The sequence below is a fragment of the Paraburkholderia sp. EB58 genome (assembly GCF_050436665.1).
In the GTDB taxonomy this organism is placed as follows: Bacteria; Pseudomonadota; Gammaproteobacteria; order Burkholderiales; family Burkholderiaceae; genus Paraburkholderia.
The window spans coordinates 99736-123955 of sequence record NZ_JBNDMQ010000025.1 but is presented as its reverse complement, the minus strand read 5'-3'; the positions used below and the strand labels follow the sequence as shown (position 1 = coordinate 123955).

25 protein-coding genes are annotated in these 24220 nt (G+C 62.7%); 3 read left to right on the top strand and 22 right to left on the bottom strand.

Translation table 11 applies throughout. The features are described from left to right. Nucleotides 1–75 precede the first annotated feature (75 nt). The 3 genes from P3T40_RS30175 to P3T40_RS30165 form a co-directional block, all read right to left on the bottom strand. On the bottom strand, nucleotides 76–381 hold the full coding sequence (locus tag P3T40_RS30175) for a hypothetical protein (protein ID WP_429271369.1): 306 nt from the start codon (nucleotides 379–381) through the stop codon (nucleotides 76–78). Further along, on the bottom strand, nucleotides 378–752 hold the full coding sequence (locus tag P3T40_RS30170) for a phage holin family protein (protein WP_429271368.1): 375 nt from the start codon (nucleotides 750–752) through the stop codon (nucleotides 378–380). The genes P3T40_RS30175 and P3T40_RS30170 overlap by 4 nt, the downstream gene beginning before the upstream one ends. Before the next feature lie 102 nt (nucleotides 753–854). Further along, nucleotides 855–1142: a CsbD family protein gene (locus P3T40_RS30165; protein ID WP_429271367.1), complete on the bottom strand. Its 288-nt coding sequence runs from the start codon at nucleotides 1140–1142 to the stop codon at nucleotides 855–857. Between the two features lie 219 nt (nucleotides 1143–1361). On the opposite strand from P3T40_RS30165, the gene P3T40_RS30160 reads away from it, so the two are divergent. Further along, nucleotides 1362–1541 (top strand): hypothetical protein, encoded by a 180-nt coding sequence (locus tag P3T40_RS30160; RefSeq protein WP_429271366.1) that lies wholly within the window; start codon nucleotides 1362–1364, stop codon nucleotides 1539–1541. A gap of 51 nt (nucleotides 1542–1592) precedes the next feature. On the opposite strand, the gene P3T40_RS30155 is transcribed toward P3T40_RS30160, so the two are convergent. From P3T40_RS30155 to P3T40_RS30095, 13 genes are all read right to left on the bottom strand, one after another. Beyond that, on the bottom strand, nucleotides 1593–1874 hold the full coding sequence (locus P3T40_RS30155; protein WP_429271365.1) for a YciI family protein: 282 nt from the start codon (nucleotides 1872–1874) through the stop codon (nucleotides 1593–1595). A gap of 109 nt (nucleotides 1875–1983) precedes the next feature. Then, a complete protein-coding gene (locus P3T40_RS30150; RefSeq protein WP_429271364.1) occupies nucleotides 1984–2952 on the bottom strand; it encodes a sugar ABC transporter substrate-binding protein in 969 nt (322 codons plus the stop codon). Nucleotides 2953–3005: 53 nt separating this feature from the next. Next, entirely contained in the window at nucleotides 3006–4733 is a 1728-nt protein-coding gene (locus P3T40_RS30145; RefSeq protein ID WP_429271363.1) for a GMC family oxidoreductase, read from the bottom strand. Between the two features lie 51 nt (nucleotides 4734–4784). Then, a complete protein-coding gene (locus P3T40_RS30140; RefSeq protein ID WP_429271362.1) occupies nucleotides 4785–5843 on the bottom strand; it encodes a maleylacetate reductase in 1059 nt (352 codons plus the stop codon). A 36-nt stretch (nucleotides 5844–5879) separates the two neighbouring features. Continuing rightward, complete coding sequence (locus tag P3T40_RS30135; RefSeq protein ID WP_429271361.1) at nucleotides 5880–6473, bottom strand: malonic semialdehyde reductase; 594 nt, start codon at nucleotides 6471–6473, stop codon at nucleotides 5880–5882. A gap of 67 nt (nucleotides 6474–6540) precedes the next feature. Next, complete coding sequence (locus P3T40_RS30130) at nucleotides 6541–7428, bottom strand: NAD(P)-dependent oxidoreductase (protein WP_429271360.1); 888 nt, start codon at nucleotides 7426–7428, stop codon at nucleotides 6541–6543. 70 nt (nucleotides 7429–7498) lie between these two features. Then, nucleotides 7499–8476 (bottom strand): ABC transporter permease, encoded by a 978-nt coding sequence (locus P3T40_RS30125; protein WP_429271359.1) that lies wholly within the window; start codon nucleotides 8474–8476, stop codon nucleotides 7499–7501. A 28-nt stretch (nucleotides 8477–8504) separates the two neighbouring features. Next, a complete protein-coding gene (locus P3T40_RS30120; RefSeq protein ID WP_429271358.1) occupies nucleotides 8505–9464 on the bottom strand; it encodes an ABC transporter permease in 960 nt (319 codons plus the stop codon). After that, on the bottom strand, nucleotides 9457–11082 hold the full coding sequence (locus P3T40_RS30115) for a sugar ABC transporter ATP-binding protein (protein WP_429271357.1): 1626 nt from the start codon (nucleotides 11080–11082) through the stop codon (nucleotides 9457–9459). Before P3T40_RS30115 ends, P3T40_RS30120 begins: the two co-directional genes overlap by 8 nt. A 79-nt stretch (nucleotides 11083–11161) precedes the next feature. Continuing rightward, nucleotides 11162–12058: an NAD(P)-dependent oxidoreductase gene (locus tag P3T40_RS30110; RefSeq protein ID WP_429271356.1), complete on the bottom strand. Its 897-nt coding sequence runs from the start codon at nucleotides 12056–12058 to the stop codon at nucleotides 11162–11164. A gap of 42 nt (nucleotides 12059–12100) precedes the next feature. Continuing rightward, nucleotides 12101–13459: an amidohydrolase family protein gene (locus P3T40_RS30105; protein ID WP_429271355.1), complete on the bottom strand. Its 1359-nt coding sequence runs from the start codon at nucleotides 13457–13459 to the stop codon at nucleotides 12101–12103. Between the two features lie 53 nt (nucleotides 13460–13512). After that, nucleotides 13513–13839, bottom strand: a complete 327-nt coding sequence (locus tag P3T40_RS30100; RefSeq protein ID WP_429271354.1) for a Dabb family protein — start codon at nucleotides 13837–13839, stop codon at nucleotides 13513–13515. 57 nt (nucleotides 13840–13896) lie between these two features. Next, entirely contained in the window at nucleotides 13897–14781 is an 885-nt protein-coding gene (locus P3T40_RS30095) for an intradiol ring-cleavage dioxygenase (RefSeq protein WP_429271353.1), read from the bottom strand. Nucleotides 14782–14912: 131 nt separating this feature from the next. Here P3T40_RS30095 and P3T40_RS30090 point away from each other — a divergent pair, with 131 nt between their 5' ends. After that, nucleotides 14913–15836 carry a LysR family transcriptional regulator gene (locus tag P3T40_RS30090; RefSeq protein WP_429271352.1) on the top strand — a complete coding sequence of 308 codons (924 nt, stop codon included), beginning with the start codon at nucleotides 14913–14915 and terminating at the stop codon, nucleotides 15834–15836. Nucleotides 15837–15870: 34 nt separating this feature from the next. On the opposite strand, the gene P3T40_RS30085 is transcribed toward P3T40_RS30090, so the two are convergent. The 6 genes from P3T40_RS30085 to katG form a co-directional block, all read right to left on the bottom strand. Next, complete coding sequence (locus P3T40_RS30085) at nucleotides 15871–17124, bottom strand: MFS transporter (RefSeq protein ID WP_429271351.1); 1254 nt, start codon at nucleotides 17122–17124, stop codon at nucleotides 15871–15873. A gap of 234 nt (nucleotides 17125–17358) precedes the next feature. After that, nucleotides 17359–18153 carry an alpha/beta hydrolase gene (locus tag P3T40_RS30080; RefSeq protein ID WP_429271350.1) on the bottom strand — a complete coding sequence of 265 codons (795 nt, stop codon included), beginning with the start codon at nucleotides 18151–18153 and terminating at the stop codon, nucleotides 17359–17361. A 176-nt stretch (nucleotides 18154–18329) separates the two neighbouring features. Next, entirely contained in the window at nucleotides 18330–18674 is a 345-nt protein-coding gene (locus P3T40_RS30075) for a DUF4148 domain-containing protein (protein WP_429271349.1), read from the bottom strand. Nucleotides 18675–19085: 411 nt separating this feature from the next. Beyond that, nucleotides 19086–19583 carry a hypothetical protein gene (locus P3T40_RS30070; RefSeq protein ID WP_429271348.1) on the bottom strand — a complete coding sequence of 166 codons (498 nt, stop codon included), beginning with the start codon at nucleotides 19581–19583 and terminating at the stop codon, nucleotides 19086–19088. A gap of 72 nt (nucleotides 19584–19655) precedes the next feature. After that, nucleotides 19656–20978: an MFS transporter gene (locus tag P3T40_RS30065; RefSeq protein WP_429271347.1), complete on the bottom strand. Its 1323-nt coding sequence runs from the start codon at nucleotides 20976–20978 to the stop codon at nucleotides 19656–19658. 294 nt (nucleotides 20979–21272) lie between these two features. Beyond that, on the bottom strand, nucleotides 21273–23468 hold the full coding sequence (gene katG, locus P3T40_RS30060) for a catalase/peroxidase HPI (RefSeq protein WP_429271346.1): 2196 nt from the start codon (nucleotides 23466–23468) through the stop codon (nucleotides 21273–21275). 393 nt (nucleotides 23469–23861) lie between these two features. Between katG and P3T40_RS30055 the strand changes: the two genes are divergently transcribed. Beyond that, on the top strand, nucleotides 23862–24176 hold the full coding sequence (locus P3T40_RS30055) for a hypothetical protein (protein WP_429271345.1): 315 nt from the start codon (nucleotides 23862–23864) through the stop codon (nucleotides 24174–24176). Nucleotides 24177–24220: the final 44 nt, after the last annotated feature.

The window sequence follows — 24220 nt, the reverse complement described above, 5'->3', positions numbered from 1 at the left end:
TCGACCGCACCGCGTTAAGGGACAAAAAAGCCCGGGCTCAAAAAAGCCCGGCGGTGCTGTCGTGCTCAATGGGCATCAGCCACTCGATAGTTTCCTGACACTGCCGGCAAGCCACGCCGTCAATGCGGACCGGCCCGCGATCATAATCGTTCGGCGCGGACCAAACGCGATGGCAGCAACGCAAAGCGCCAACACCAGCCCCACACGCGGCGTCGCTCCAAGCGCAGTCACGACGCCCACCGGCCCTGCGAGCACATTCCTCCGTTGCCTCGAATCTTGCGCAGACACGGAGTTGACTGCGAGGAGTGCCTCCCGCGAGACCTCCATGCGCAACAGGATCGCAGAGAGCATCTCTTCATGGGTCAAGGCTCCGTGGCTCATTTCAGTGCCTCCTTTAACGTATCAAGATCCCTCAGAACCTCGTCGTGCAAAACGTGAAGCGAACGTGCCGGCTTTTGAGCGCGCACCACCAGAAAAGACAAAAGCGCCAGCACAAGCCATCCCGCAGCCACTCCCCACACCACCGGTAGAAAGTATGAAGTTTGCCAGGCGGTCGCGATGATCGCGATGCACACGAAAGCCAGCGCAAAGAGCGCCGCCACCGCCATCGCGACCAGTGCGCCCAGTTCGCGAATCAGGCGTTTTTTGGTCTGCTCCAATTCCAACGCCAGCAGCTCACTGTAATCCGCCGCCCGTTCTGCGCAGAACCGGCCTACGTTTCGCCACTTCGTGACTCTCGAATGGATTGACATGCTGACACTCCTGCGGGCAAATTTTCAGGCCGCGTCGACCGGCCCGCCCTTACGCCATCGACGATACCCTTCCTGGCGCCACGATGATGGCAGTTCTAACGACTATCTCCGGTCGCGGCTGACACCATCCGGGGATGCCCGGTTCGCAGCTCTCAACATCCCCAGTACAAAGCCCACGCCCACCGCAATGCCGAGCGCCATGAGCGGCCGCTCGGCCGTCGTGTCCCGCAGGATATCTGTGAGGTCAGCAGAGAGTTTCTGCGCTTTGCCGGCGAGTTCCTTGGCTTTGCCGCTCACCTGTGCGCTGGTATCGCCGAGCAGACCGCCTACGGCTTCCTCTACCTTGCCTGAGACCTCGCGTAGGGTGCCTTCTGCATGCGTCGTTTCCATGGACTACTCCTTGAGTATGTGCGCGGCGCTTAAGGCCGCGGGGTGATTGCCGAATGTGGACCCGACATGGACAGCGTTCGGGACCGCCCAAACAGGTCCGCAAGAATCACGCCTCATCCCGGCGCGGTCGCATGCCGGCGCCTCCGTACCCTCGGGAACACGCGTTGCGCGTGTCAATCCAGCATCCGCCAATCCTTCCTTATTTCAATGGAGTCTGATATGAAAAATCCGTGGACCAAAAAGAACCCGTTCCTCAGCATGTGGTTGAGCGGCGCAAATGCGGTGGCGGGCTCCGCGCGGGGGCATGCGACGGCAGCAGCGAAACGCGGCACGGCCGCCTTCTGGACGGCCGCCCTGACGCCGCCAAAGCCGGCGAAGAAAAAGAAAGCGCGACGCTGATTCGAGTGTTTAGGCCTGTTGCGGAGAGGCGCAGGCGACGGCGGTCCTCAATTAGCGGTTATCGACTCGCTTGATGAACGGGCGAATATCGATCGAATTCCAGATGCCGGCCTGATTGAACGGATCGCTGTCGACGAAACGTCGCACTGTGTCGATGTCATCGCCCTCATAGAGAAAGAAGCTGCCAATCATCGTACCGTCGAGCTCGGTCAACGGTCCGGAAATCAACGTACGCACCGGCGAAGTCTGCAAATAGGCCTTGTGTGCGTCGTAATGGTCGAGACGACGCTGCACCATGCCTGGGTGATCAAGACAATAGACGACAAAGTTCATGTTCGCTCCGTCTGGAATGAATGCGGTTATGGCGACCGGCTGCACTGACGAATGCCCGGCCGCCCTTGTTTTAAGGCGCCGCGCCACTTTAAAGCGGCGCGGCGCAGCATCACTGGCCCGTGGCCTGCGCCCACGTCGGACAGGTGAGCTTGTCCGGCGCGATGTCAAAGCCCTGATAATTCGAGGCCGTCACTACTTCGGTCTTCAGCGAAATGTCTTTCGGCACCGACTCGCCACGCAGTGCACGCACCGCTGCCATCACGCCGATACAACCCTGCTTAAATCCAGAGTAGTCGCCGCTTGCGAGCAACTTGCCCTGTTTGATCAGATCAACGGCTTCCTTGCTCGCATTGATACCCACGACCTTGGCGTGCAGATTCGCACCATCGAGCGCGTCGAGCGCGCCGATCGCCATGGCGTCGTTGGCGGCAAGCACGCCGTCGACGTTAGGATAGGTCTGCAACAGGTTCTCCATCACCTGCAATGCCTGCAGGCGCTGATAGTTGGCCGGCTGCGAGCTCAACACCTTGACGCCTGGCGCGCTTTTGAGCGCGTCATGAAAGCCGCGCATGCGTTCATCGGACGTGGACGTTCCTCGCACGCCTTCGAGAATGATGATGTTCCCTTTGCCGCCCATCGACTTCAGCAGATACTGCGCGGTCTGCAGGCCGAGCTGATAGTCGCTGGCACCCACAAAGCTGACGAAGTTACCGGCCTGCGCCTTGTCGACGATATTCACGGTGGGAATCTTCGCGGCATTCAGCTTCGCGATGCCGGGTCCCATCGCCTTGAAGTCCACCGGCACGAACACGACCGCGCCCGGGTGCTTGACGATCACATCGTCGATCTGGCTCATCTGCTCAGGGATGCTATCCGCCTTGGTCGGCACGTAATTCGTGACGTTCGCGTGCAATTGCTGCGCAGCGTTCTGGGCGCCGAGCCGCACGCTCTGGAAATACGGATTGGTCAGGTTCTTGGTGAAGACGGCGATGTTCTCGCCGTCCGCATGTGCAAGCGTGCCGCACGCGCACAACGCAAGCGCCAGCCCGCATCTGATGGTCATAGTCATATGATTCATAATTGTCTCCTTCACTCTGATTGATAATTGGTGTTGCGCCTGGGGCGGCGCGGTCAAACATCCCCCAACATGGTCTGCGGAGTCCGCTCGAGCGCGTGCAGGATCCGTTCGGCGGCGTGCTCGGCGAGCATCAGCGTCGGCAGATTCGTATTCGCGCTCGGGATGACCGGCATGACGGATGCGTCGACCACATACAAATGCTCGACGCCGCCAACGCGATAGTCACCGTCAACCACGGTGTCCGGATTGCGCGGGTCACCCATCGCACAGGTGCCCACCGGGTGTCCCATTGGCGCGATGGTCGCCAGCAATTCGTCATCCGTAATTTCGTGCTTGCCGCGCCGCGCGGCGAGCGGCATGCTCGCACCGATCGCCCGGCGCACCGCGAGACGCCTGAGCGGGCCAGGTGCGTTGAGCGCAAGACGCGCGCCGGCAGCTAACGCGAGTCCCGCGAGCCCCGGCCGGTTGAACTGATTGAGCGCCATGCCCGGCGGCAACAGGAACGCTTCGCTGTAACTCGCGGCGACCGCGGGGTCGCGCAACAGTTGCTCGGCCAGCCGCGCCGCCATGACGACGCGCGGTGCGTCGCGCGGATCGTCGAGCATCCGGAAGTCAATGCGTGGATTGGCGCGTGGGTCCGCTTGCGCGAGCGTGACCAATCCTCTGGAGAATGGCGCATACAGCGCCGATCCCACCATCGCGACGTCCGTGCCGAAAGCGCGCGGACTGACGCGGCCGATCGCGAACAGCAACAGATCGCTAGCAGGGCAATCTGGCAGATTCGACGACGCGCGCAGGCCCGCCACCGCGAAGCGTCGCAGATGAAGCGCAAGCCGCTTGCGGCGCGGCAGCGTCAGCGCGAAAAACTGATACGCGTGGTTCTGCAGGTTGCGTCCGACGCCGCGCAAGTCCACCACCGGTTGCACGCCGAGACTGCTCAACTCCGCTGCCGGGCCAATCCCCGAGCGCAGCAGCAGCGCGGGCGAATGAATGGCACCCGCCGAAACGATCACGCGGCGCGCATGCAGCGGCGTCACGATGCCGTCGCGCTCCACCTCGACGCCGATGACCCTGCGCCCGTCGAACAGCAGACGCAGCGCACGGGTGTTCGCGCTGATCGTCAGATTGGGGCGGCGGCGCACTGCCGCGCTCAGATAGCAGCGCGCGCTCGTCGAACGCACGATGTCGTCGCGGCTCGACGGCATCGGGAAGAAGCCATCGCCTGGCGCTTCGTTGATGTCGTCAACGTAGGGAAACCCGCGGGCCAGCGCGGCTTCGCGCAGCGCGGTCACGAATGCGGGCCATTCATCCGTGGCCATGCGCTTGATGGGCGTGGTGCCGTTCGATGCTGCGGCGCGTGCCGGGTCCCGCTCGATCTTGCGATACAGCCGCGCGGCTTTATCCCACGACCATCCGGGTGCACCCGCGGCGCTCCAGCGTTCGAAGTCGGACGGCACGCCGCGCAGCGCGAACATGCCCATGATGCTGGAGCCGCCGCCCATTACGCGAGCCTGCGGAAAGGGACGCGGCTGCCCACCCTTGACGACGGTCGCTTCGAGGCCGCTCCAGAAATAGGCGGGGTTGAGCGTCGAACTGGGGAACGTGTCGTCGATATCCGCAGGCGTCTGGTCAGGCGGCGTGTCGATGCCGGCCTCGATCAGCAGCACGCGATGCCGGCCGCTCTCAGACAGACGTGCGGCCAGCACCGCGCCCGCCGTACCGCCGCCGACGATGAGAAAGTCGGGCGGCGTCTGCGTGTCTTCATACGGTCGATTTGCCATAACTGCGCCTGCTCCGTGATCGTGTCGTAGCGTGGGGCATTACTTGGGGTATCAGATGCCGGCACCGGCCCAGGCGCGCTCGAGCAGTTCGCCAAGCGCGCTGGCTTCGACCGGACGCGGATTGCCATAGGGATTCGCCATCGCCTGCTCCACCGCGAGCGCAATCCCTTCGTGCGGCATGCCGATATCACGCAGCGCAAGCGGAATACCGCAGTCGCGTTCAAGCTGCAGCAACGCAGCTATGGGCTCATCGGCCTGCATTGCGCGGCGTAGCCGGGCAATGGCCTCAGGGATTGCAGCTGCGTTGTAGGCGAGCGCATACGGCAGCACGATTGCATGCGTCTGCGCATGCGGCAGATCGAACAGCCCCCCCAGCGTGTGGCACAGCTTGTGATGCAGGCCCATCGTCGTCGTGCCGAGACAGCAGGCGCAAAGCCATGCGCCATAAAGCAGCGAGGCGCGCGCGTCGGGGTCACCCGGCTCTTTCAGCACACGCGGCAATGCCTCCACGATCGCGCGCACGCCTTCCTCGGCCATCAGCGCAACGATCGGGTTGCCGTCCGGCGCGTAGAGCGCCTCGGCTGCATGCGCAATCGCATTGAAGGCCGACAGAGCCGACATCGCCGGCGGCAGCGACAGCGTCAGGTCCACGTCGTAGATCACGACCTCCGGCTGGATCTTAGGACTGCGTCGCGTCGTCTTGCGACCGTCCTGCGTCTCGCCGAGGATCGGTGTCATTTCGGAGCCGGCATAGGTAGTCGGCAGCACGATCTGCGGTAAATCGGTGCGCAGCGCGATGGCTTTGCCAAGCCCCGTGGTCGAGCCGCCGCCCACCGCGACGACGCCGTCAATCCGCTCTGCCCTCACGACCTCCAGAGCGCGCTCTGTCACCTCGACCGGCGTGTGCATCGTGGCGCCATGGAACGCGCCGGCGGCCCGTTCGCCGAGCAACTGCTGTACGTGCCCGGCGAGCGAGGCCTGCTCCGGCGTCGACAGCACCAGCAGGCGGCTCAGGCCAAGGCGCTCAGCCTCGGCGGGCAGCGCCGTGCTCGTGCCGCGGCCGAATACGACTCGGGCCGGGAGCATCTGATAGATAAATGAATCCAGCATGATCAGGTAATCCAAATAAATGATGCAAAGCCGCAGCTATAGCGACGTACAGGCTTCGTCGAACGAAAGACGCGGCAGCCGCCCCAGTACCTTGCCCGGATCGCCGTAGCCAAGGTTGCAGAGGAAATTGACCTTGACGTCGCCGTCCGGAAAGAACTCGTCGTTGACCTTTTGCGCGTCGAAGCCCGACATGGGACCGCAGTCGAGCCCGAGTGCACGCGCCGCAACGATCAGATAGGCGCCCTGCAGGCTGCCGTTGCGAAACGCCGTGGTTTCGATCAGCTCGGGTTTGCCCTCGAAGATCGCGCGCGCGTCGGCACGATGCGGAAACAGTTCAGGCAAGCGGTCATGAAAGCGGTGGTCGTGGGCAACGATCACGCAAACCGGTGCGGCACGCGTCTTGTCGACGTTGCCCGGCGCCAGTGCCGGCAGCAGGCGAGCCTTGGCTTCGGGCGTCCGCAGGAACACGAAGCGCGCCGGAGAGGTGTTCATGCTCGTCGGGCCGTATTTCGCCAGATCGTAAAGCGCGCGCAACTGCTCATCGGTAACCGGCTTGTCGAGCCAGCTATTTTGCGTGCGGGCGCTGCGAAACAGCGTATCAAGTGCGTCTGTGGATAGCGTGTTCGACATCTTCATGGTCCTGAATAAGTGGAGTTTAGCCAACCCGCCGCTGAGCGACCGGCTGCGCGGTATGAGGTTAACGAGTCGCGGTTTGCGTGGCATCGGGCCGCACGCCAGCGGCCGTTTCGAGCCACGGAACAATCGCCGTCAAGCCGTGCTGCGCGAGGCCGTGGTGCAATGCGCCGAGATACATCTGATGCGCCTGCCCCGTCAGCGTCAAAACCGTGCCCGTCGCCTTGCCATGCGCGAGCGCGGCGCCAAGGCGCTCGGTGATCTGTTTGCAGGCGAGCGATGCGTTGAAGTCGCGCTGCGCGACTTGCGGCGTGTGCTCCTGGATCACCGGCGAGCCGATTGCACTCGTCTGCATGACCTCGAGCATTTCGCGCCAGTCGAGGCCGACGGCTTCGCCGAACACCAGCGCTTCCGCCCACATCGCCATCGACACGCCGGTCATGACGTCAAGCACGCGCGTCATCGCCCGCGCCTCGTCACCTTCGCCGAGATAGACGATCTTTCCCGCCAACGCATCGAGCAGCGCTTGTGCGCGCTCGTGGGCTTCACGCGGGCCGCTGACCATCGCCGTATAGACGCGCTCGTCAGGCTGCCCCGGTCCGAGCGTGAGCGGCGCGCGCAGATAGGCGACGTTTGCGCGTTGTGCGGCGGCGTCGATCTCGCGCGACAGCGGTTCGCTGATGGGACTGAGATCGACCAGCAGCAGGCCCGCATGGTCTGCGTTCAGCAAGCCGTTGGGCCCCAGCAGAAGCGCGCGCAGTTTATCGTCGTCCGCACAGACGGTAATCACCGCGTCGGCATTGCCGTCGAACGCCGCTTCCGGAGGCGTCTCCACGCGTATGTCACGATCACGCAGTTTGCGTGTCAGCGTGTCCTTCAATCCTTCAGTGCCGGCTGCGCCCAGCCATACCACTCGCCGCAAGCTATGCTCCATCATTGCTCCTCGTTTCATTCCGATGTCGTTTGTCGACCAGAGTTCGCGCTTTAGCGCGTTACTCTGGTCCCATGCAGAGCACGCCACCCTAGGCGCGCGCTTCCTGGCGCCGGCGGCTCAGCGAGTCCACCAGCACCGCGACGATAATGATTGCGCCCGTCACAAACGGCTGCCAGTTCGCGTCGATATTGAGCAGATTCAGACCGTTCAGCACGAGCGTCAGCAGCAGCGCGCCGATCAGCGTGCCGTACGGCGTACCGATGCCGCCGAACAGAGACGTCCCGCCGATCAGCACCGCAGCAATGGCGGGCAGCGTCAACGGCTCGCCAATGTCGCCTTCCGCCGAATTCAGCCGGGCGAGGAAGACGAGGCTGCCGAGGCCTGCCATCAAGCCGCTCAGCGTGTACACGAGCACCAGCCGGCTCTTTACCGGGACACCGGAAAAACGCGCGGCAACCGGGTTGGAGCCGATCGCGTAGATCTGCTGGCCGTAAATCGTGCGTCCGGCAAACAGCGCCGCGAGCGCGAGAAACACCAGCATCAGATAGACCGGCACCGGAATCGAAAACAGATAGCCGCTGCCGAGTTGACGAAACCCATGCGGGAAGCCATAGATCGTGTTGCCGGCCATGAAGTAGTACGTATAGCCGTTGATCAGCCACATCATCCCGTACGTTGCGATGAACGACGGCATACGCAGGATCGCCACCAGCCCGCCGTTCACGAGCCCCACGAGCGTGCCGCTCGCGAGCGCGACAGCCGCGCCGGCAAGCGGCGAGCCGGTGGCCTTGATGACGGTGCCCGCGAGGCACGCCGACAAGGCGACGTTCGCACCGATCGACAGGTCGATGCCCGCCGTCAGCACGACCAGCGTGAGGCCCGATGCCATCAGGAACAGCAGGCTCGCCTGGCGCAGCACGTTGAGCAGATTGCCCGGCGTCAGGAACGCATCGCTTGCAAACGACAGTGCCGCCGCGACGATCAGGACTGCTGCGAGCCGGGAGGCGAGCTTGGAGACGTTTTCGCCCGGTTTGATGAAGCTGGAAAATGAGGTCAGTGAAGTCATGATGCCTTCCTGGTGAGCCTGGAGTGGTTCATTTGGTTTTCCATCCTTCAAGGAAGAGAGCAAGCAGCACCAATACGCCAATGCATGACACCTGCACCGACGACGGCACGCCGACCAGATCGAGCCCATTGCGCAGCATGCCGATGGTCAGCACGCCGAGCAGCGTGCCTGGCAGACCGCCCTTGCCTTTCTCGAACGACGTGCCGCCGACGATCACCGCCGCGATCGCGTCGAACTCGAGTCCGAGTGAAGCCGTCGGATGCGCCGTGCTCATACGGGCCGTGAGCAGCACCGCGGCAATGCCGAACATCGCGCCAGCAAACGTGTAGATACCGATCTGCCACGCACGGGCGGAAACACCGGCAAAACGCAACGCCTCCGGATTGCCGCCAATCGCACGTGCATAGATACCGACCCGGCAGCGATACATCAACACGTGATTCAACGCATAGGCGAGCACGGCGACGATCAGCGGAGCGGGCACGCCGAGTACGGCGCCGTTGTAAAGGACAGGTATTGCCGTTCCAATCCCGGTGATGCTCTGACCGCCGCTCAGCAGCAGCGCGATGCCCTGCGCCATCCCCATCGTGCCAAGCGTCACGACGAACGGCGGCAGCCTGAGCCACGCAATCAGCGAACCATTGACGAGACCAAACAGCGCGCCGGTTCCGATGGCCACTACGATGCCAAGCCACGTATGGGCCCCTGCCTGCATCACGCAACCGAGCGCGACGCTCGAAGCCGCGGCCACCGCACCGGCCGACACATCGATCCCTTCAGTCAGGATGACGAAGGTCATCGGCAGCGCAATCAGCAACAGAATCGACGACTGCGAGCCGATGTTGACGAGATTCGCAACATCGACGAACTGCCGATTCAGTGCCGTGAACCCCACGAGCATCGCCACCATCATCCACGCGACGCCCGGCACGTTGGCAGGTACCGCCATCCAGCGGTGCGGCGCGTCCATCACCTGTACGTTACGCATCATGCATCCCCAAGGCGAGAAGGTTTTCTTCCGATAACTGATCGCGGTTCAGGTGACCGGCCACCGTGCCCTCGCGCATCACATACGCGCGGTCGCACACATGCACGATCTCCGGCAGCTCGGAGCTGATCAGCAGCACCGCCGCGCCCTCTTCGACCAGCTTGCCGATTAGCGCAAAGATTTCCGCCTTTGCGCCGACGTCGATGCCACGCGTCGGTTCGTCGAAGATGAACAGACGAGCGCCAGTTGCCAGCCATTTGCCGATCACGATCTTCTGTTGATTGCCGCCGCTGAGAAATGCCGTGCGGCGTCCGACGGTTGGCGTGGCAATGCGCAATTCGGTGATCATGTCGCGAGCAAGTTGGCGTGCCTCACGCGGACGGAACCAGCCGCCGGGAAACAGCTTGCCCAGCCCCGACAGCATCAGGTTGTCGCCAACCGAGCGCGTCACGGCGAGCCCTTCGTGCTTGCGGCTCTCCGGAATCAGCGCCATGCCGAGCTTGACCGAGTGGTGCGGCTCGCCACGGCGCCGCTGGCCGTATACTTCGACGTCGCCGGCGCTGACCGGGTCGATGCCGAATGCCGCGCGCGCCACCTCCGAGCGTCCCGAGCCCACCAAACCCGCCAGTCCGACGATTTCACCCGCGCGCACTTCCAGGTTCACGTCATGGATGCCGTTCGGCGAATGAACGCCGCGCATCACCAGCGCAGGTACCCCAGGCGTTTCGCAGAAGCGTCGCGCATAGGTTAGGTCGACATCGCGGCCCACCATCATGCGCACGAGTTCAGCGGGCGTCGTGTCAGCTGGGCGCGTCGCGCCGACCATGCGGCCGTCGCGCAGCACCGTGATGCGCTCGCCGAGTGCAAACACTTCGCTCATGCGGTGCGAGATATAGACGATCGCGACGCCGTCCTGCTTCAGCATGCGGATGACGCGGAACAGGTTCTCCGTTTCGCGCTCCGAGAGAGGCGCGGTGGGCTCGTCCATCACGAGAATGCGTGCGCGTTGCGACAGGGCCTTGGCGATTTCGACCATCTGCTGCTGCGCGACGCCCAGCCGGTCGACCGGCGTGTGCGTGTCGCAATCGAAACCCAGCAGGTCGAGCACCTTCTTCGCTTCGACGTGGGCACGTGCGTTGTCGATGGTTCCGGGCAGCCGCCCCGGATACTCGCGGCCAATGAAGATGTTCTGCGCGATGTCGAGGTGCGGCACCAGTGAGAACTCCTGATAGATCACCGCCACGCCGAGCGCCTGCGCGTCTTTCGGGGACTGGATCTGCACCGGCTGGCCGAGATGCAGGAATTCGCCCTCGTCCGCGCGGTAGACGCCGCTCATGACTTTCATCAGCGTCGACTTGCCGGCGCCGTTTTCGCCGAGCAGCATATGCACTTCGCCCGCATGGACGGCGAAGCTCACACCGTCGAGCGCGCGCACGCCGGGAAACTGCTTGGCGATACCGCGTAGTTCGAGCAGCGGCTTGTCTTCGTGACGCGGGAGGACGCTACCGGCATCAGCGCCCGCGGACGTATTCACTGGCGCGTCGTCAGGGTGCGTGCCGCCGCTGCCGAACGGCAGCGCGCTGCGCATCGACGCTAGAGGACCTGTGTGCGCGTTCATGATGCCTCCCGCTGGGCCGCCCCGAGGGAGGCATCCGCCCCCTCGGGGGGCAGCGAACGATAGTGAGCGTGGGGGCTGTTCATACCACCCCCGACAGCGCTTCGACATGCCGCACGAGCGCAATGTAGTCATCCTCACCACCGCCCGTCGAGATCAACCCCTGGAACAACCCACGCACCGCCGACGTAAGATGCAGCGGTACATGGCTTGCCGCCGCGCAGTCGAGAATCAGGTCGACGTCCTTGGTCTGCGTGATCGCCGACATCGTCGAACTGAAGTCGCGCTCTTTGAGCGGCGGCACCTTATACAGCACCATCGGCGAGGCGACGTGGCTCGACGCCAGGACTTCGAGCATCTGCGACCAGTCGAGTCCGCTCTTGCGCCCGAGCGTCAGCGCCTCACCGATCATGCCCGACGACACCGAGATCATCAGATTGACCGCTAGCTTCATCAGCCGTGCTTCTTCGGCCTCGCCGAGATAGAACGCTCGGCGTCCGATCGCATGGATCAACGGCAGCACCGCGTCGTACGCTTCGCGTGGCCCGGATGCCATCACCGTAAGTGCGGCCGCGGCTGCGACGACGCCGTTTCCGGACACAGTTGTACGCAGATAGCGCACACCGTGTTCGCGGGCGCCCTCCGCCACCTCGGCAGAGACGGTGGGCGACACGGTACTCGTGTCCATGAAGATCGTGCCTGGGCCGGCATTCGCGACGACGCCGTCATCGCCGAGCGCGACGCTGCGGAAGATTGCATCGTTCGGCAAGGACGTGAACACCACGTCCGCCTCGCGCGCCACCTGCGCGACCGACTCCGCGCGCCTCGCGCCGCGCGACACGATGGTGCCGAGCCGATCCTCGGAGCGATCAAATGCGATGACCGGATAGCCCGCTTTGAGCAGATTCGTTCCCATCGGCAATCCCATGTTGCCGATTCCGATGAATCCGACCCGCATGGCCGGCTTCGCTTCATTCATGATGTGACTCCTGAAATGACAAAAGACGAAAGCGCCGGCACATCAATGCGCGGCAAGCAGGTCGTTCAGCCCGGCCGCGATGCGCTGCCCCGAAGCGTCGAGCTCGTCGAGACGGCGCGCGAGCGACGTATACAGCAGCTTGCCGTGCCGCTTTCTGAACTCGCCGTTCACGAGTACCGTGTCGACGTTCGCGGGGGCGCCCTGCATGATTACGGCGGCTACAGGGTCGTGCAGCGGACGCATGTTGAGAGTATCCGCGCGGAGCAGCACCACATCGGCCTGCTTGCCCGGCGTGAGCGAGCCGATCCGGTCGGCAAGCCCAAGCGCCTCGGCGCCGCGCAGCGTGATCCAGTTAAGCGCGTCGTTGCAGGACAGCGTCGAAGTGGCCGGCAACTGGCCTTGCGTCTGACGCGATGCCGCATTGTCGAGAGCACGCTGCGAGGCCAGCGCGACACGCGCGACCGTGAACATGTCGCCGGCAATCGACGATTCCAGATCGACGCCAAGCGAAGGCGCATGACCCGCATCGCGCAGGCGTCCGGTGATGGGATGCCCATGGCCTTGCTGCATTTCGGTTTCCGGCGCGAGCGAGAACGTGACGCCGCAGTCGAGCATACGGTGCAGTTGCGCGTCGGTGAGGTTGTTGCCGTGCACGACATTGGTATGCGCGTCGAGCAAGCCTTCATCCGCGAGACGCTCCCAGCCGTCGGGCGTTTTGGCTTCGAGACCGGCGCAATGCATGCTGGCGATGAGGCCATATTCACGCGCCAGCTGGAAGTCGTGCTCGGAGACGTCATAGGTCGAGTAATGCGGACCGAGAATCGCCATGCCCAGCGTGACCAGCGCATCGCGGCTTGCGAAGCGCTGCTTCAGCAGCCGTTCGATCTCGGCGCGCGGATGCGGAATTTCGCTGAAATGCTTCTGACCAGGCTTCGGATCGGGTTTCGGCGAACCATGCAGGAATACGCTGCGAATCCCCGCTTCGGTGAGTCCGTCGATCGCGCGATCGGTATGGGCCGGTGTGGGATTGTTGTGGCACCAGTCGCCGAGCGTCGTGGTGCCGCAGTCGAGCTGGTTCAGTGCGCCTGCCAGCGTGCCGATATACAGATCGTCCGGCGTGAACAGCGCGGCGAGCCCCGCATGCACGCTACGGAAGTATTGCGGCAGCGTCCAGTTCGCGGCGAGCCCGCGTAACGCAGTCTGCCAGGTATGCATATGGGCGTTGACGAGGCCCGGCAGCACGATGCAACCGCGCGCGTCGACAGGCTCCGCATCGTCCACAGCGAGGTCGTGCGCGACGTCGGCAATGCGGCTGCCGTCGATCAGCACGTCCAGCTCGCCCGAGCCGATACGCGCGTCCATCGAGACGACGTAACCGCCCTTGATCAGCTTGCGTGTCATCAAATGTCTCCTCCAGCAGGCGGCCGGTTATTCCGGCTCGCGTTCAGGCCAGTTCAGGCCACGGCGCGCATCGATACCGGCGCGCTCTGGTAATCCACCTGGTAGCGGCCGATCCGCAGGTCACCGAGTTCCGCCTTCACCCGCAAATGTTCGGCATGCACCGCATACGCCGCCAGCGATTCGTGCGAGTCGAATTCCGAGTACAGCACGACGTCGCACGCGTAATCGACGCCGCTCGTGTCCACGCCGATTTCCATATGCAAAAGGCCGGGTATCTTGCCCACCAGTCCTTCGAATGCCGCCTTGAGGCGGCTGATGGACGTTGCCTTTTCGTCGGGTGTGTCGCCCTTCAGGTTCCACATCACGATGTGCTTGATCATGAGTTCACTCTGCTTCTGTCTATGGGCGTGTTGCCGGTCCGTGCGCGGCTTCGGCAACTAGGCGCGACGGTTGCCTGCGCCGTCCACGCGGTTGAGAACGAAAGTAAAGTCGAGCGTGCTGAACGGCGTGTCGATCCGGGTGCCGTCCGGCGCATTGCCCGGCTCGTGACGCTGCCAGTTCGCAATCAGCGACGAACGCACGCCGAAGACCGCATCGGAGTCGAGGTACTCGTCTCCCGAGCGAAACACGTGGGTAATCAGGCGCTCGTAGCCAGGCGCCTCGATCATGAAGTGCAGATGCGCCGGTCGCCACGGATGGCGGCCGAGGGCTTTCAGCATCCGGCCCACCGGGCCGTCGTGCGGAATCGGATAGGACTCCGCGGTAATCGAGCGGAAGTGGAATGAACCGTCCGCGAGGCTCTTCAGCGCGCCGCGGCCCTGGCTTTCCGTTGCGCCCTCGATCTGCACGTCGTAAAAGCCATCGGAGTCGGCCTGCCACACCTCGATGTGTGCGTTCGGCACCGGTTCGCCCGCCAGTCCCGTGATGCGTCCCGTGACAAAACAGGGCTCGCCCTTGGCGCCATTGGCGACGTCGTCGCCGTTCTCGTACTCGGGTGCGTTCTCGACGAAGAACGGCCCGAATACGGTCGATTCGGTGCAGCCAACCGGCTTGCGGTTGTTGAGCGCGGTGACGAGCATCGACAGGCCTAGGGTGTCCGACAGCAGAATGAACTCTTGCCGTTTGTCGTCGGTGATATGGCCGACGTCGGTCAGAAACTGGATGCCCTGGAACCACTCTTCCTCGGTCAGTTCGACGTCACGGGCAAAGGCGTGCAGATGCTGGACGACGCTCGTCATGATCTGCTTCAGACGCGGATTGCGGGCCTCCGCGTGGCGCGCCAGGACGATCTGCGTGATCGTGTCTTCATCGACGTTTCGCATGCTGTCTCCAATTTGTGTGTCCTTTGAGTGAGAATATAGTCTGCCGCCGGCCGGTGAAAAAGCATGGCTACGGGAAACACAATCCCGCTCATCGGGAAACACGAGACCGCGTTGGATAAGAGGAGACAACCTTGGACAAGTGGGTGGAGGTACAGCTTTTCATCGAAACGGCGGAGCGCGGCAGCATTTCGCGCGCGGCTGAAGCGCTCGGCCTGTCGACGTCCGCCGCGGGCCGGCACCTCGCCAATCTCGAGCAACGGCTCGGCGCACGGCTGGTTGAGCGCAACACCCGGCGTCTGTTCCTGACCGAGGTCGGTGACGAGTTCTACCGGCGCTGCCGCAATATCGCGTCCGAAATGCAGGAAGCCGAAGCGCTGGTGAGTTCGGCCCTGTTAAGTCCGGCCGGCACGCTGCGGGTCACGGGGTCGGTTTCGTTCTGCACCCAGATCATTGCGCCGCTGCTGCCCGAATTCACCGCGCGGCATCCAAAACTCGATGTCGCGATCACGGCCGCCAATCGCTACTTCGACCTGATCGAGAGCGGCATCGATCTCGCGATCCGCACCCGCGAACACGAAAGCGATTCGGGGCTGGTGATCCGGCGCCTGGCCGAAACACGGCGCATCCTCGCCGCCTCGCCCGAATATCTGGAGCGCCACGGTGTGCCTAAAACGCTGGAGGACCTCGCGGGACACCGGTTCCTGATCTATACGCTGGCGAATAACCCGCATGAGCTGACGTTCTCGAAAGGTAGCGAGATGCATACGGTCAAGATCACGGGGCTGCTTGAGTCGAACGAAGGACAGGTGATCTGCAGTGCGGGCCTGAACGGCCTCGGGATCGTCATCCAGCCGGTGTACATCATCCACGACGACGTGGTGGCCGGGCGGCTTGTGCCGGTCATCGACGACTGGGATCTGCCGAGACTGAAGGTGAATGTTGCCTATCCGAACCGCAAATATGTGCCGTCGAAAGTGCGCGCGTTTATCGACTTTCTCGTCGAGCACTTCGATGCAATGGAATATGAGCGTCGGTGGACGCAGAGGTGGCCGTAAGAGACGGCTTTAGCCTCGTGTGCGCTGCCGCAACCTAAAGCGCAACCGTGCTCCGGCTGACCACGGCCCTGTTGATCTGGTTGTAGACCGCCCCGCCAGCCATCAATACACAGGTCCCAAGAAACACTGCCCGCATGCCGAAGTGCCCCCCAACGAAGCCGCCCAACAAAGGCCCGAGCACCTGTCCGGCGTACTGGGCCGAGGTGGAATAGCCGAGCATCTTCCCGGCGATGGTTTGCGGCACGCTGTGCCTGATGACACTGGCCACGCACGGCAAGAGACCGCCCAATGCCATGCCCATCAGAAACCTCAGCGCGACGAGTTGCCAACCTGCCGTCACGAACGCCTGTGGAATCAGGAGCACTGCCGAAACCGCCAGACAGCCGACGATGACATTCCAATGGCCGATGCGGTCGGCCAGCCTTCCGAGACGCGACGCCGACAGGATGCTGCCGAGCGCCGCGGCGGACATGACCAGCCCCGCGACGAACGTCACCTGGCGCACCTCGACGATCTGCGCGACGAACACGGTGATGATGGGTTCAATGGACATGTTCGCCACCATCAGCAACGTCCCCGTGATGAGCATGGCGACCACCGGGCGTCTGTCCGGAATAGCTTGCCAATTGACGTGCTGCGTTTCGCTTTTCTTCATGGCGCGGCGCGGATCTTCCTTGAGGAGGAACGCCGTGGCGAGAAAGGCGATGAAAATAAACGCGCCGGCCGCAAAAAAAGTAGCCCGCACGCCAATGAGGGGCGGTAGCGAGCCGCCGATCAAGGGCCCCGCGAGATTGCCGGCCATGATCCCCGACGACAGGATGCCGAGCGCCCAGCCGCAGCGCGCTTTCGGCGTCTGGGTGGCAACCAGCACGGTGGAACCCGATGCGTAGCCGCCGAGCAGCCCTGCAAGCAGGCGCAACGCGACCAGTTGCCAGACGTTGTGCGCCATACCGATCAGCGACATGGCAATCGCCATGCCCAGACTGGCACGGATCAGCATCAGCTTGCGGCCGTAGCGGTCACCCAGCTTGCCCCACAACGGGGCCGTGAATGCCGCGGACAGAAAGGTCGCGCCGTATGCGACACCGGACCACTGCACGATTGCCGCATGGCTCTTGACGCCCAGTTCTTCCACGTAGAGCGGCAGAAACGGCAGCAGCAAGGTCATCGCCACGATGGTGGTAAATGAACCGAAGACGCAGACGAACAGGTTTCGCCGCCAATGGGTAGCACCGTCTTGCGCCGGCGGCGCGGAGGCTTGCGTGACGCTTTCTTGCTGGTTCGCCATGTTTCGATCCGGAGTAGACGTGGCCGTGGATCAATGGACCACGCCGACATTCACGTGGAGATTGCCGCTGCATTGCCCGGCGCAACGGCTTCTGTTGCGCCAGGACGGCCATTGGCAATCCTACGGGGTACCGGGATCGACATCCAGTCCAGCAGTCATACTAGTATTGGCAATACTGGTCTGCTCGGGACTGGGTTAAAGCGAGCCGCTCGAGACTTCACGGCTGCGGGCGCATTACTGCTGGGCGTGCTTCGCTGCGTCTTCGATCACCGCCGCTACTTCCTTAGGACGCGATTCGTAGACTGAGTGACTCGCGCCGGCCAGCACCGTCGTGTGGCTATGCGCGCGCTGATAGTAGAAGCGTTCGAGATCCGGATTGATGATCTTGTCGTCAGCGGCCACAATGCCCCAGCTCGGCTTGGTGGTCCATGCGGCCACCGTCATCGGCTGCGAGAAAACCTTCGCGGCCGTCAGGATCTGCGACTGCGCTTCGAACTGGGCTTGCTTCAGCGGCAGGTCAGCGGCGAAATCCTTCGGGAAATCCGCCGGATTCAGGTACGTATAGCCGTCGTCGGTCTTCTTGATGGCGCCCGGCTGCTTCGACGTGTAGCTTGGGTATTGCTTGCCCAGATCAGACTCATCTTCGCCGACAGCCGGCGCATGCGCGGCCACATACACCAGGCCGGCCACCTTCGGATCGACACCGGCTTCGGTGATGATCGAGCCACCGTAGCTGTGCGCGACGAGAATGGTCGGGCCATCCTGCAGGTCGAGCACGCGTTTGGTGGCGGCAACGTCGTCGTCCAGCGAGGTCAGCGGTTCCTGCACCATGGTGACGTGGTAGCCGTCTTTGGTGAGGATGTCATAGACCGGCTTCCAACCTGAACCATCCACCCACGCGCCGTGGACCAGAACAATGTTCTTGATTGGCGCGGTAGCGGGTTGCGTGTCCTGCGCCATGGCACCGGTCGATGCAAACAGGCAAGCGGACAAGGAAAGAACCGATGCGGCGAGAGGCAAAATCTTCACGGCGAAACTCCATCAATATAAGGGTGATTTTTGAAATTTTGAAAAATAGTTGGCTTGACTGATCACTACGCATGACTGCGCGACACACTCGTCTATCAAGCCACCTATCTCTGCAACTGGAACGGCTGGGGATCCTGCACCGGACAACGCACGGTGCAGGATCCGCACTGCATCACTTAGCTACCGAAAAACACGTTGCAGAAGCTGACCGGACCGACGCAACTGGCACTGGTATGCATCGCCGTATGGGATTTCGTACCCGATGCCGAGCTGCCGTTCTGGGTGACACCGCCGACAGCCTGGTTGGTCAATTGCTGATCGTTCTGCGCGGCGATCTTCGCTTCGGCGGCCTGGATGTCAGCCGGGTAGTTGATGTCGTTTGAAGACGGCGTATAACCAGCCTGCTCGACACGAACCAGATCGGCGCGAACTTCTGCACGCGTGAGCGGCGCAGTCGACTGGGCGAAGCTAAGAACCGGAGCGCCAAGCGTGGCAGCAGCGAGAACAAGACCTGCGAGCAACTTCTACATGATTAAGATTCCTTAATAAATTAAAATTAATTTGGCAGTGGAAACTGCCTTCTGGCTTGGGATAAACAGTCCGGTTCCGGCCTATCGGCTCGTACTGCGTGGCTCGTACTGCCCGGGTCGTACTGCGTCTACATAAGGGCGAACACGGGGCCCCAGGGTTTATTCCAGGTTTTTTTCGAAATCGATCGAAATCTGCTGGTGCCCCCGCCGGCAAGCCCTTGCTGGCTGGGGCCGGGCGTCAATTCCTTGCGACAGACGAATATTCGCGCCTACGCGCCCCGCCCTCCAGCAATTTGCGACCAGGCGGCGATATGCGTCGTGAAATGCCGCTGACAAGGCGCGAAACTTTATGCGGCCGATGAATGCCGTTGTTTGAGATGCCGGAGCGGGACCGCGTGGACCTCAGTCGGATTTCACCATGACGAGCGCAAAGAGATGTGAGTGTCCCCAGGCCCGATCGCCGATGTAGCCCACCACCTGGAGGGTCGCGCCAGCGCGCATGGCATTGCCCAGCGCTTCGTCGATCTTGTACTGGTATAGCGAAGCGGCTTTCCCTGGCGCGTCGTAGTCATAAGGCCATCGAGCGATCTCTTTGAAAACCGATGGATCACTGATCGCCTTGTATGGCAGCAGAACCGCAGAATTATTCAGCGTGACAACAGATCCCACAGCCGGGAGACCATATTCGCGCAGCAGCTTGCCCGATGCGTCCAGTTTGTAGCGAACCGCGTTGACCGTCACAAAGCTGGTGTCTTGCTGCAGCGCTATTTGACTGTCGGGGATATAGATGTAGCCGATGTTACCGGCACACCCTACCATCCAGCATCGCTCTGCATAGGCGGAACCCGGCAGAAGAAAGATGAGGACGCTGATCAGGACCACGCGCGGCCAGTTGGGCAAAACGGCTCTCCAGGGAAACAGGGCAAGGAGAAGCATAAACGACGCAGAGGTCCTTGAGTGAACGCCGACGCGTCAACCTGCCGGCACAGCGTTGTCATCGCGGATCGGTTGGCGGGCCATGAACCAGTAGAACAGCGCCGCACATCCGGCGATGACGCCGCCCGAGATGAACGCGAGCGCATAGGAGCCTGTGCGATCGACGACAAAGCCGGCGACAACAGGCGAGAATGCCCCGCCGAAGTAGCCGCCGAAATTCTGGATCGCGCTAACCGATGCCACCATCGATGAGGGTGCAATATCCGCCGCGAGCGCCCACGCCGAGCCGACCACGGCGGCAATAAACGCAAGGCCGACAGTGAACAGCACGAGCGTCACGCTGAGCGCATGGGTGAACGGCAGTGCAATCGCGCACACCGCGGCGCCTGCCGCGCAGCACGCGATCAACAGCCGCTTGGCGTCGATCGGCGACGCCAGATGGCGATCGACCATCTTCTTCGCCAGATAACCGACCGCGATTTCACCAATCGCGCCGCCGGCCCAAGGAATGCCCGCAACCACGCCAAGTTGCGCGAACGAAATGTGAAAGCGGTCAAGCAGATAGAGCGGCAAAAACACGAGGAAAATATTCCACAGCCAGATCGTGCAGAAGTAGCCGAGAATCATGCCCCACACACTGCGTCGCGTGAACAGTGAGCGCCATCTGAGCGAAGAGGTTGCGAGCGAGCGTTCGTGACCGCCGCCGCCCGCTTCGATGTAGGCGAGTTCGTCTTTAGACAGGCGTTTGCTGTCGACCGGATTGCGATAAAGCATCAGGAACAGCAGCGCAAACGCGATGCCGAACGCGCCCGTCACATGAAAGAGCGAGCGCCAGCCGAACGCGATCATCAGGGCGACGAGCATGGCTGGTGCAAGCGCCGGTCCCCACTTCGACGACGAGTCCCACACACCTGTCGCAAAGCCGCGCTCCTTGGCGGGAAACCATGCCGCGGTGATCTTCGCCGAGGTCGGCCAGCACGGTGCCTCCCCCACTGCGAGCAACGCCCGCATCACCAGCAAACCGGAGATCGACCCGACCACACCGGTCAGCCATGTCGCGACGCTCCACCAGATCATGCCAAGCGCATACGCGCGCTTCGCGCCGAAACGGTCGATCACCCAGCCGGCCGGCAATTGCATCACGGCGTAGGTCCATGCGAAGACGCTGCCGAGCAGTCCGATCTGCGTGCGGGTCAGGCCGAGTTCGTGAATCATGCCGGGCGCGGCGATCGACAGGCTGGCCCGGTCCATATAGTTGATGATCCCGCCGACCAGTAGCCAGATCAGCACATGCCAGCGGTAATTGAAGCGAGCGGGCTGCGCCGCCGCAGCCGATACGGGAAGGGTGTGTTTGTCCAACTCGCGTCTCCGTCCAGATGGCCTTAGGCGGCCATTCATCGTTGTCGTGGGTGTCGTGGTGCCTTGCATAGTTGCACTAGTTGCATTGCGCGACACGATGCTTATCTGCAAGCACTGGACCACAAGTGTACGGACGGGGGCGTTGCGGCTCCAATGTCGAAACCGCATGGGCCGATAGCGTTTGCGTTATCGGAGCGCTTGATCGGAGGGCATGCCCGGGGCACAACGGCTCAACGAAAAACGGCCGGTCTTGCGACCGGCCGTTGTACTCGTTCGGCATCAGACCTTCAAAGTCTATTGTCCGTGATCGGGAAGATCGAAGCGATCGAGGTTCATCACCTTGACCCAGGCCGCGACGAAGTCACGGACAAACTTCTCCTGCGCGTCCGAGCTTCCGTAGACTTCGGCAAGTGCCCGCAACTGGGAGTGCGAACCGAAGATCAGATCGACACGCGTGCCGGTCCACTTCACTTCACCCGTGGCGCGATCACGGCCTTCAAACACGTCGTTGGCGTCCGATACCGGCTTCCATTCCGTACCCATGTCCAGCAGGGTGACGAAGAAGTCGTTGGTCAGCGCTTCCGGACGTTTGGTAAAGACACCGTGCTGGGTCTGCCCATAGTTAGCGTTTAGAACCCGCAGGCCGCCGACGAGCGCCGTCATCTCCGGTGCTGTCAGCGTCAGCAGTTGCGCCTTATCCACCAGCAGGGCCTCGGCCGTGACGGGGTATTTGTCCTTCAGGTAGTTGCGGAAGCCGTCTGCGTTCGGTTCGAGCACGGCGAAGGCGTCCATATCAGTTTGCGCCTGCGACGCATCCATGCGTCCCGGCGCGAAAGGAACCGTGACGTCATGACCGGCATTTTTCGCGGCCTTTTCGACACCTGCGCTGCCGGCCAGCACGATCAGGTCGGCCAGCGAGATCTTCTTGCCGCCGGACTGGGCGCTGTTGAACTCACGCTGGATCCCCTCGAGCGTCTCCAGTACCTGCCCTAGCTGGGCCGGCTGGTTGACCTCCCAATCCTTCTGGGGCGCGAGGCGAATGCGCGCACCGTCTGCGCCGCCACGCTTGTCCGAGCCACGGAAGGTGGAGGCTGATGCCCAAGCGGTCGAAACCAGCTGCGAGATCGACAGCCCCGAAGCCAGGATCTTCGCCTTGAGGGAGGCAATGTCCTGCGCATCAACCAGTGGATGATCGAGCGCGGGAATCGGGTCTTGCCAGATCAGTTCTTCGGCCGGCACTTCCGGGCCGAGATAGCGTGCGCGCGGACCCATGTCGCGGTGCGTCAACTTGAACCACGCCCGGGCGAACGCGTCGGCGAACTGGTCCGGATTCTCGAAGAAGCGCCTTGAAATTTTCTCGTAAGCGGGATCGAAGCGTAACGAGAGATCGGTTGTCAGCATGGTCGGCGCACGGCGCTTCGAGGGGTCGTGCGCATCCGGGATGGTCCCTGCCCCTGCGTCGCCCTTCGGCTTCCATTGATGCGCGCCGGCCGGGCTCTTCGTCAGTTCCCATTCGTAGCTGAACAGGTGTTCGAAGAAATCATTGCCCCACTTCGTCGGCGTGGTGGTCCACGTGACTTCCAGGCCGCTGGAGATCGCGTCGCCGCCCGAGCCGCTGCCAAAGCTGCTCTTCCAGCCGAGGCCCTGCTGCTCTATGGGGGCCGCTTCCGGCTCGGGCCCCACGCTGGTCGCAGGACCGGCGCCATGGGTCTTGCCGAAGGTATGACCGCCCGCAATCAGCGCCACGGTCTCTTCGTCGTTCATGGCCATGCGAGCAAAGGTCTCGCGAATGTCCACGGCTGCGGCGAGCGGATCCGGATTGCCGTTCGGGCCCTCCGGATTGACGTAAATCAGGCCCATCTGCACCGCAGCGAGGGGGTTTTCGAGGTCGCGCACGCCGGAGTAGCGTTTGTCACCCTCCAGCCATATTTTTTCCGTCCCCCAGTAGACGTCCTCTTCCGGTTCCCAGACGTCCGGGCGGCCGCCGGCGAAACCGAAGGTCTTGAAGCCCATCGACTCCAGCGCAACGTTACCCGTGAGAACGATGAGGTCGGCCCATGAGATTTTCCGGCCGTATTTCTGCTTGACCGGCCAGATCAGCCGGCGAGCCTTGTCGAGGCTGACGTTGTCAGGCCAGCTGTTGAGCGGCGCGAAGCGCTGCTGGCCGGAGCCGGCACCGCCACGGCCGTCGCCAGTGCGGTACGTGCCCGCGCTGTGCCATGCCATACGGATAAAAAACGGCCCGTAGTGACCGAAGTCCGCCGGCCACCAGGACTGCGAGTCGGTCATCACCGCCAGCAGATCCTTCTTCACAGCCGCGAGATCGAGACTCTTGAATTCTTCGGCGTAGTTGAAGCCCTCGCCCATCGGGTCCGACAGGGATGAATGCTGATGCAGGGTTTTCAGGCTCAGTTGTTTCGGCCACCAATCCCGGTTCGACGTACCGTCGCCAGACGTGTGGTTGAAGGGACATTTCGCTTCAGTCGACATGCGCTTCCTCCGATGATCGTTATCACTCAGCTAGCTGGCTGCGTTTAGAGTTCGTGCAATAGGCTTTAATGGTAGTTTCTGGAAACTCAGGGCGGAAATAGGTTTATTTCATTGCAAGGCAAGAGAAAAGCTAAAGCCGGCGCCGGCGCTGGGTCCCGGCTTTCTCCGGTCTGTCCGGTTTCTCCGGTTGACGGCGCGAGTGACAGCATATACCAATGGACTTTTCGCCGGGTTGACGCTGCACAGGGCTGGAAGACCCGCAACCGGCCTGCGTCCGGGCGCCTGGCGAGTGCTGTCAACCCTGCTCCGATCAGACCGGATCGACATCCAATAGTTAAGGGTCCTGATCACAATGAGAATACACTCGGGGTACGACAAGCAAGGAGCAGTACCATGGTCGACGCTACCCCCCAAAACACCTTTCGTGGTCTTCCCCTGACTCCTGAACAGGACGCCGAAATCAGGCACTACATCAAGCAGAAAAAACAGCATGGCGCGCCGTGGGATACACCGGAGTTAGCTGCCATGATTGGAGACATGCTTGAGCCCCCGGACAACGACGACGAGGGAACGGGCTCCGACGACGAAACTGAGGCGGCCACCGAACGCGCTGCAGCGTCTATCGACGAAGCGATGGAACCGATTGAGGCGAGCGAAGAACGTACCGCTGCAATGGAAGCTGAGGCGATGAAAGGCCCCAGGCGTTGACTTTCCCGCTCGCCGCGCGGAGCGCGGCTGAGCAACTTGTACGA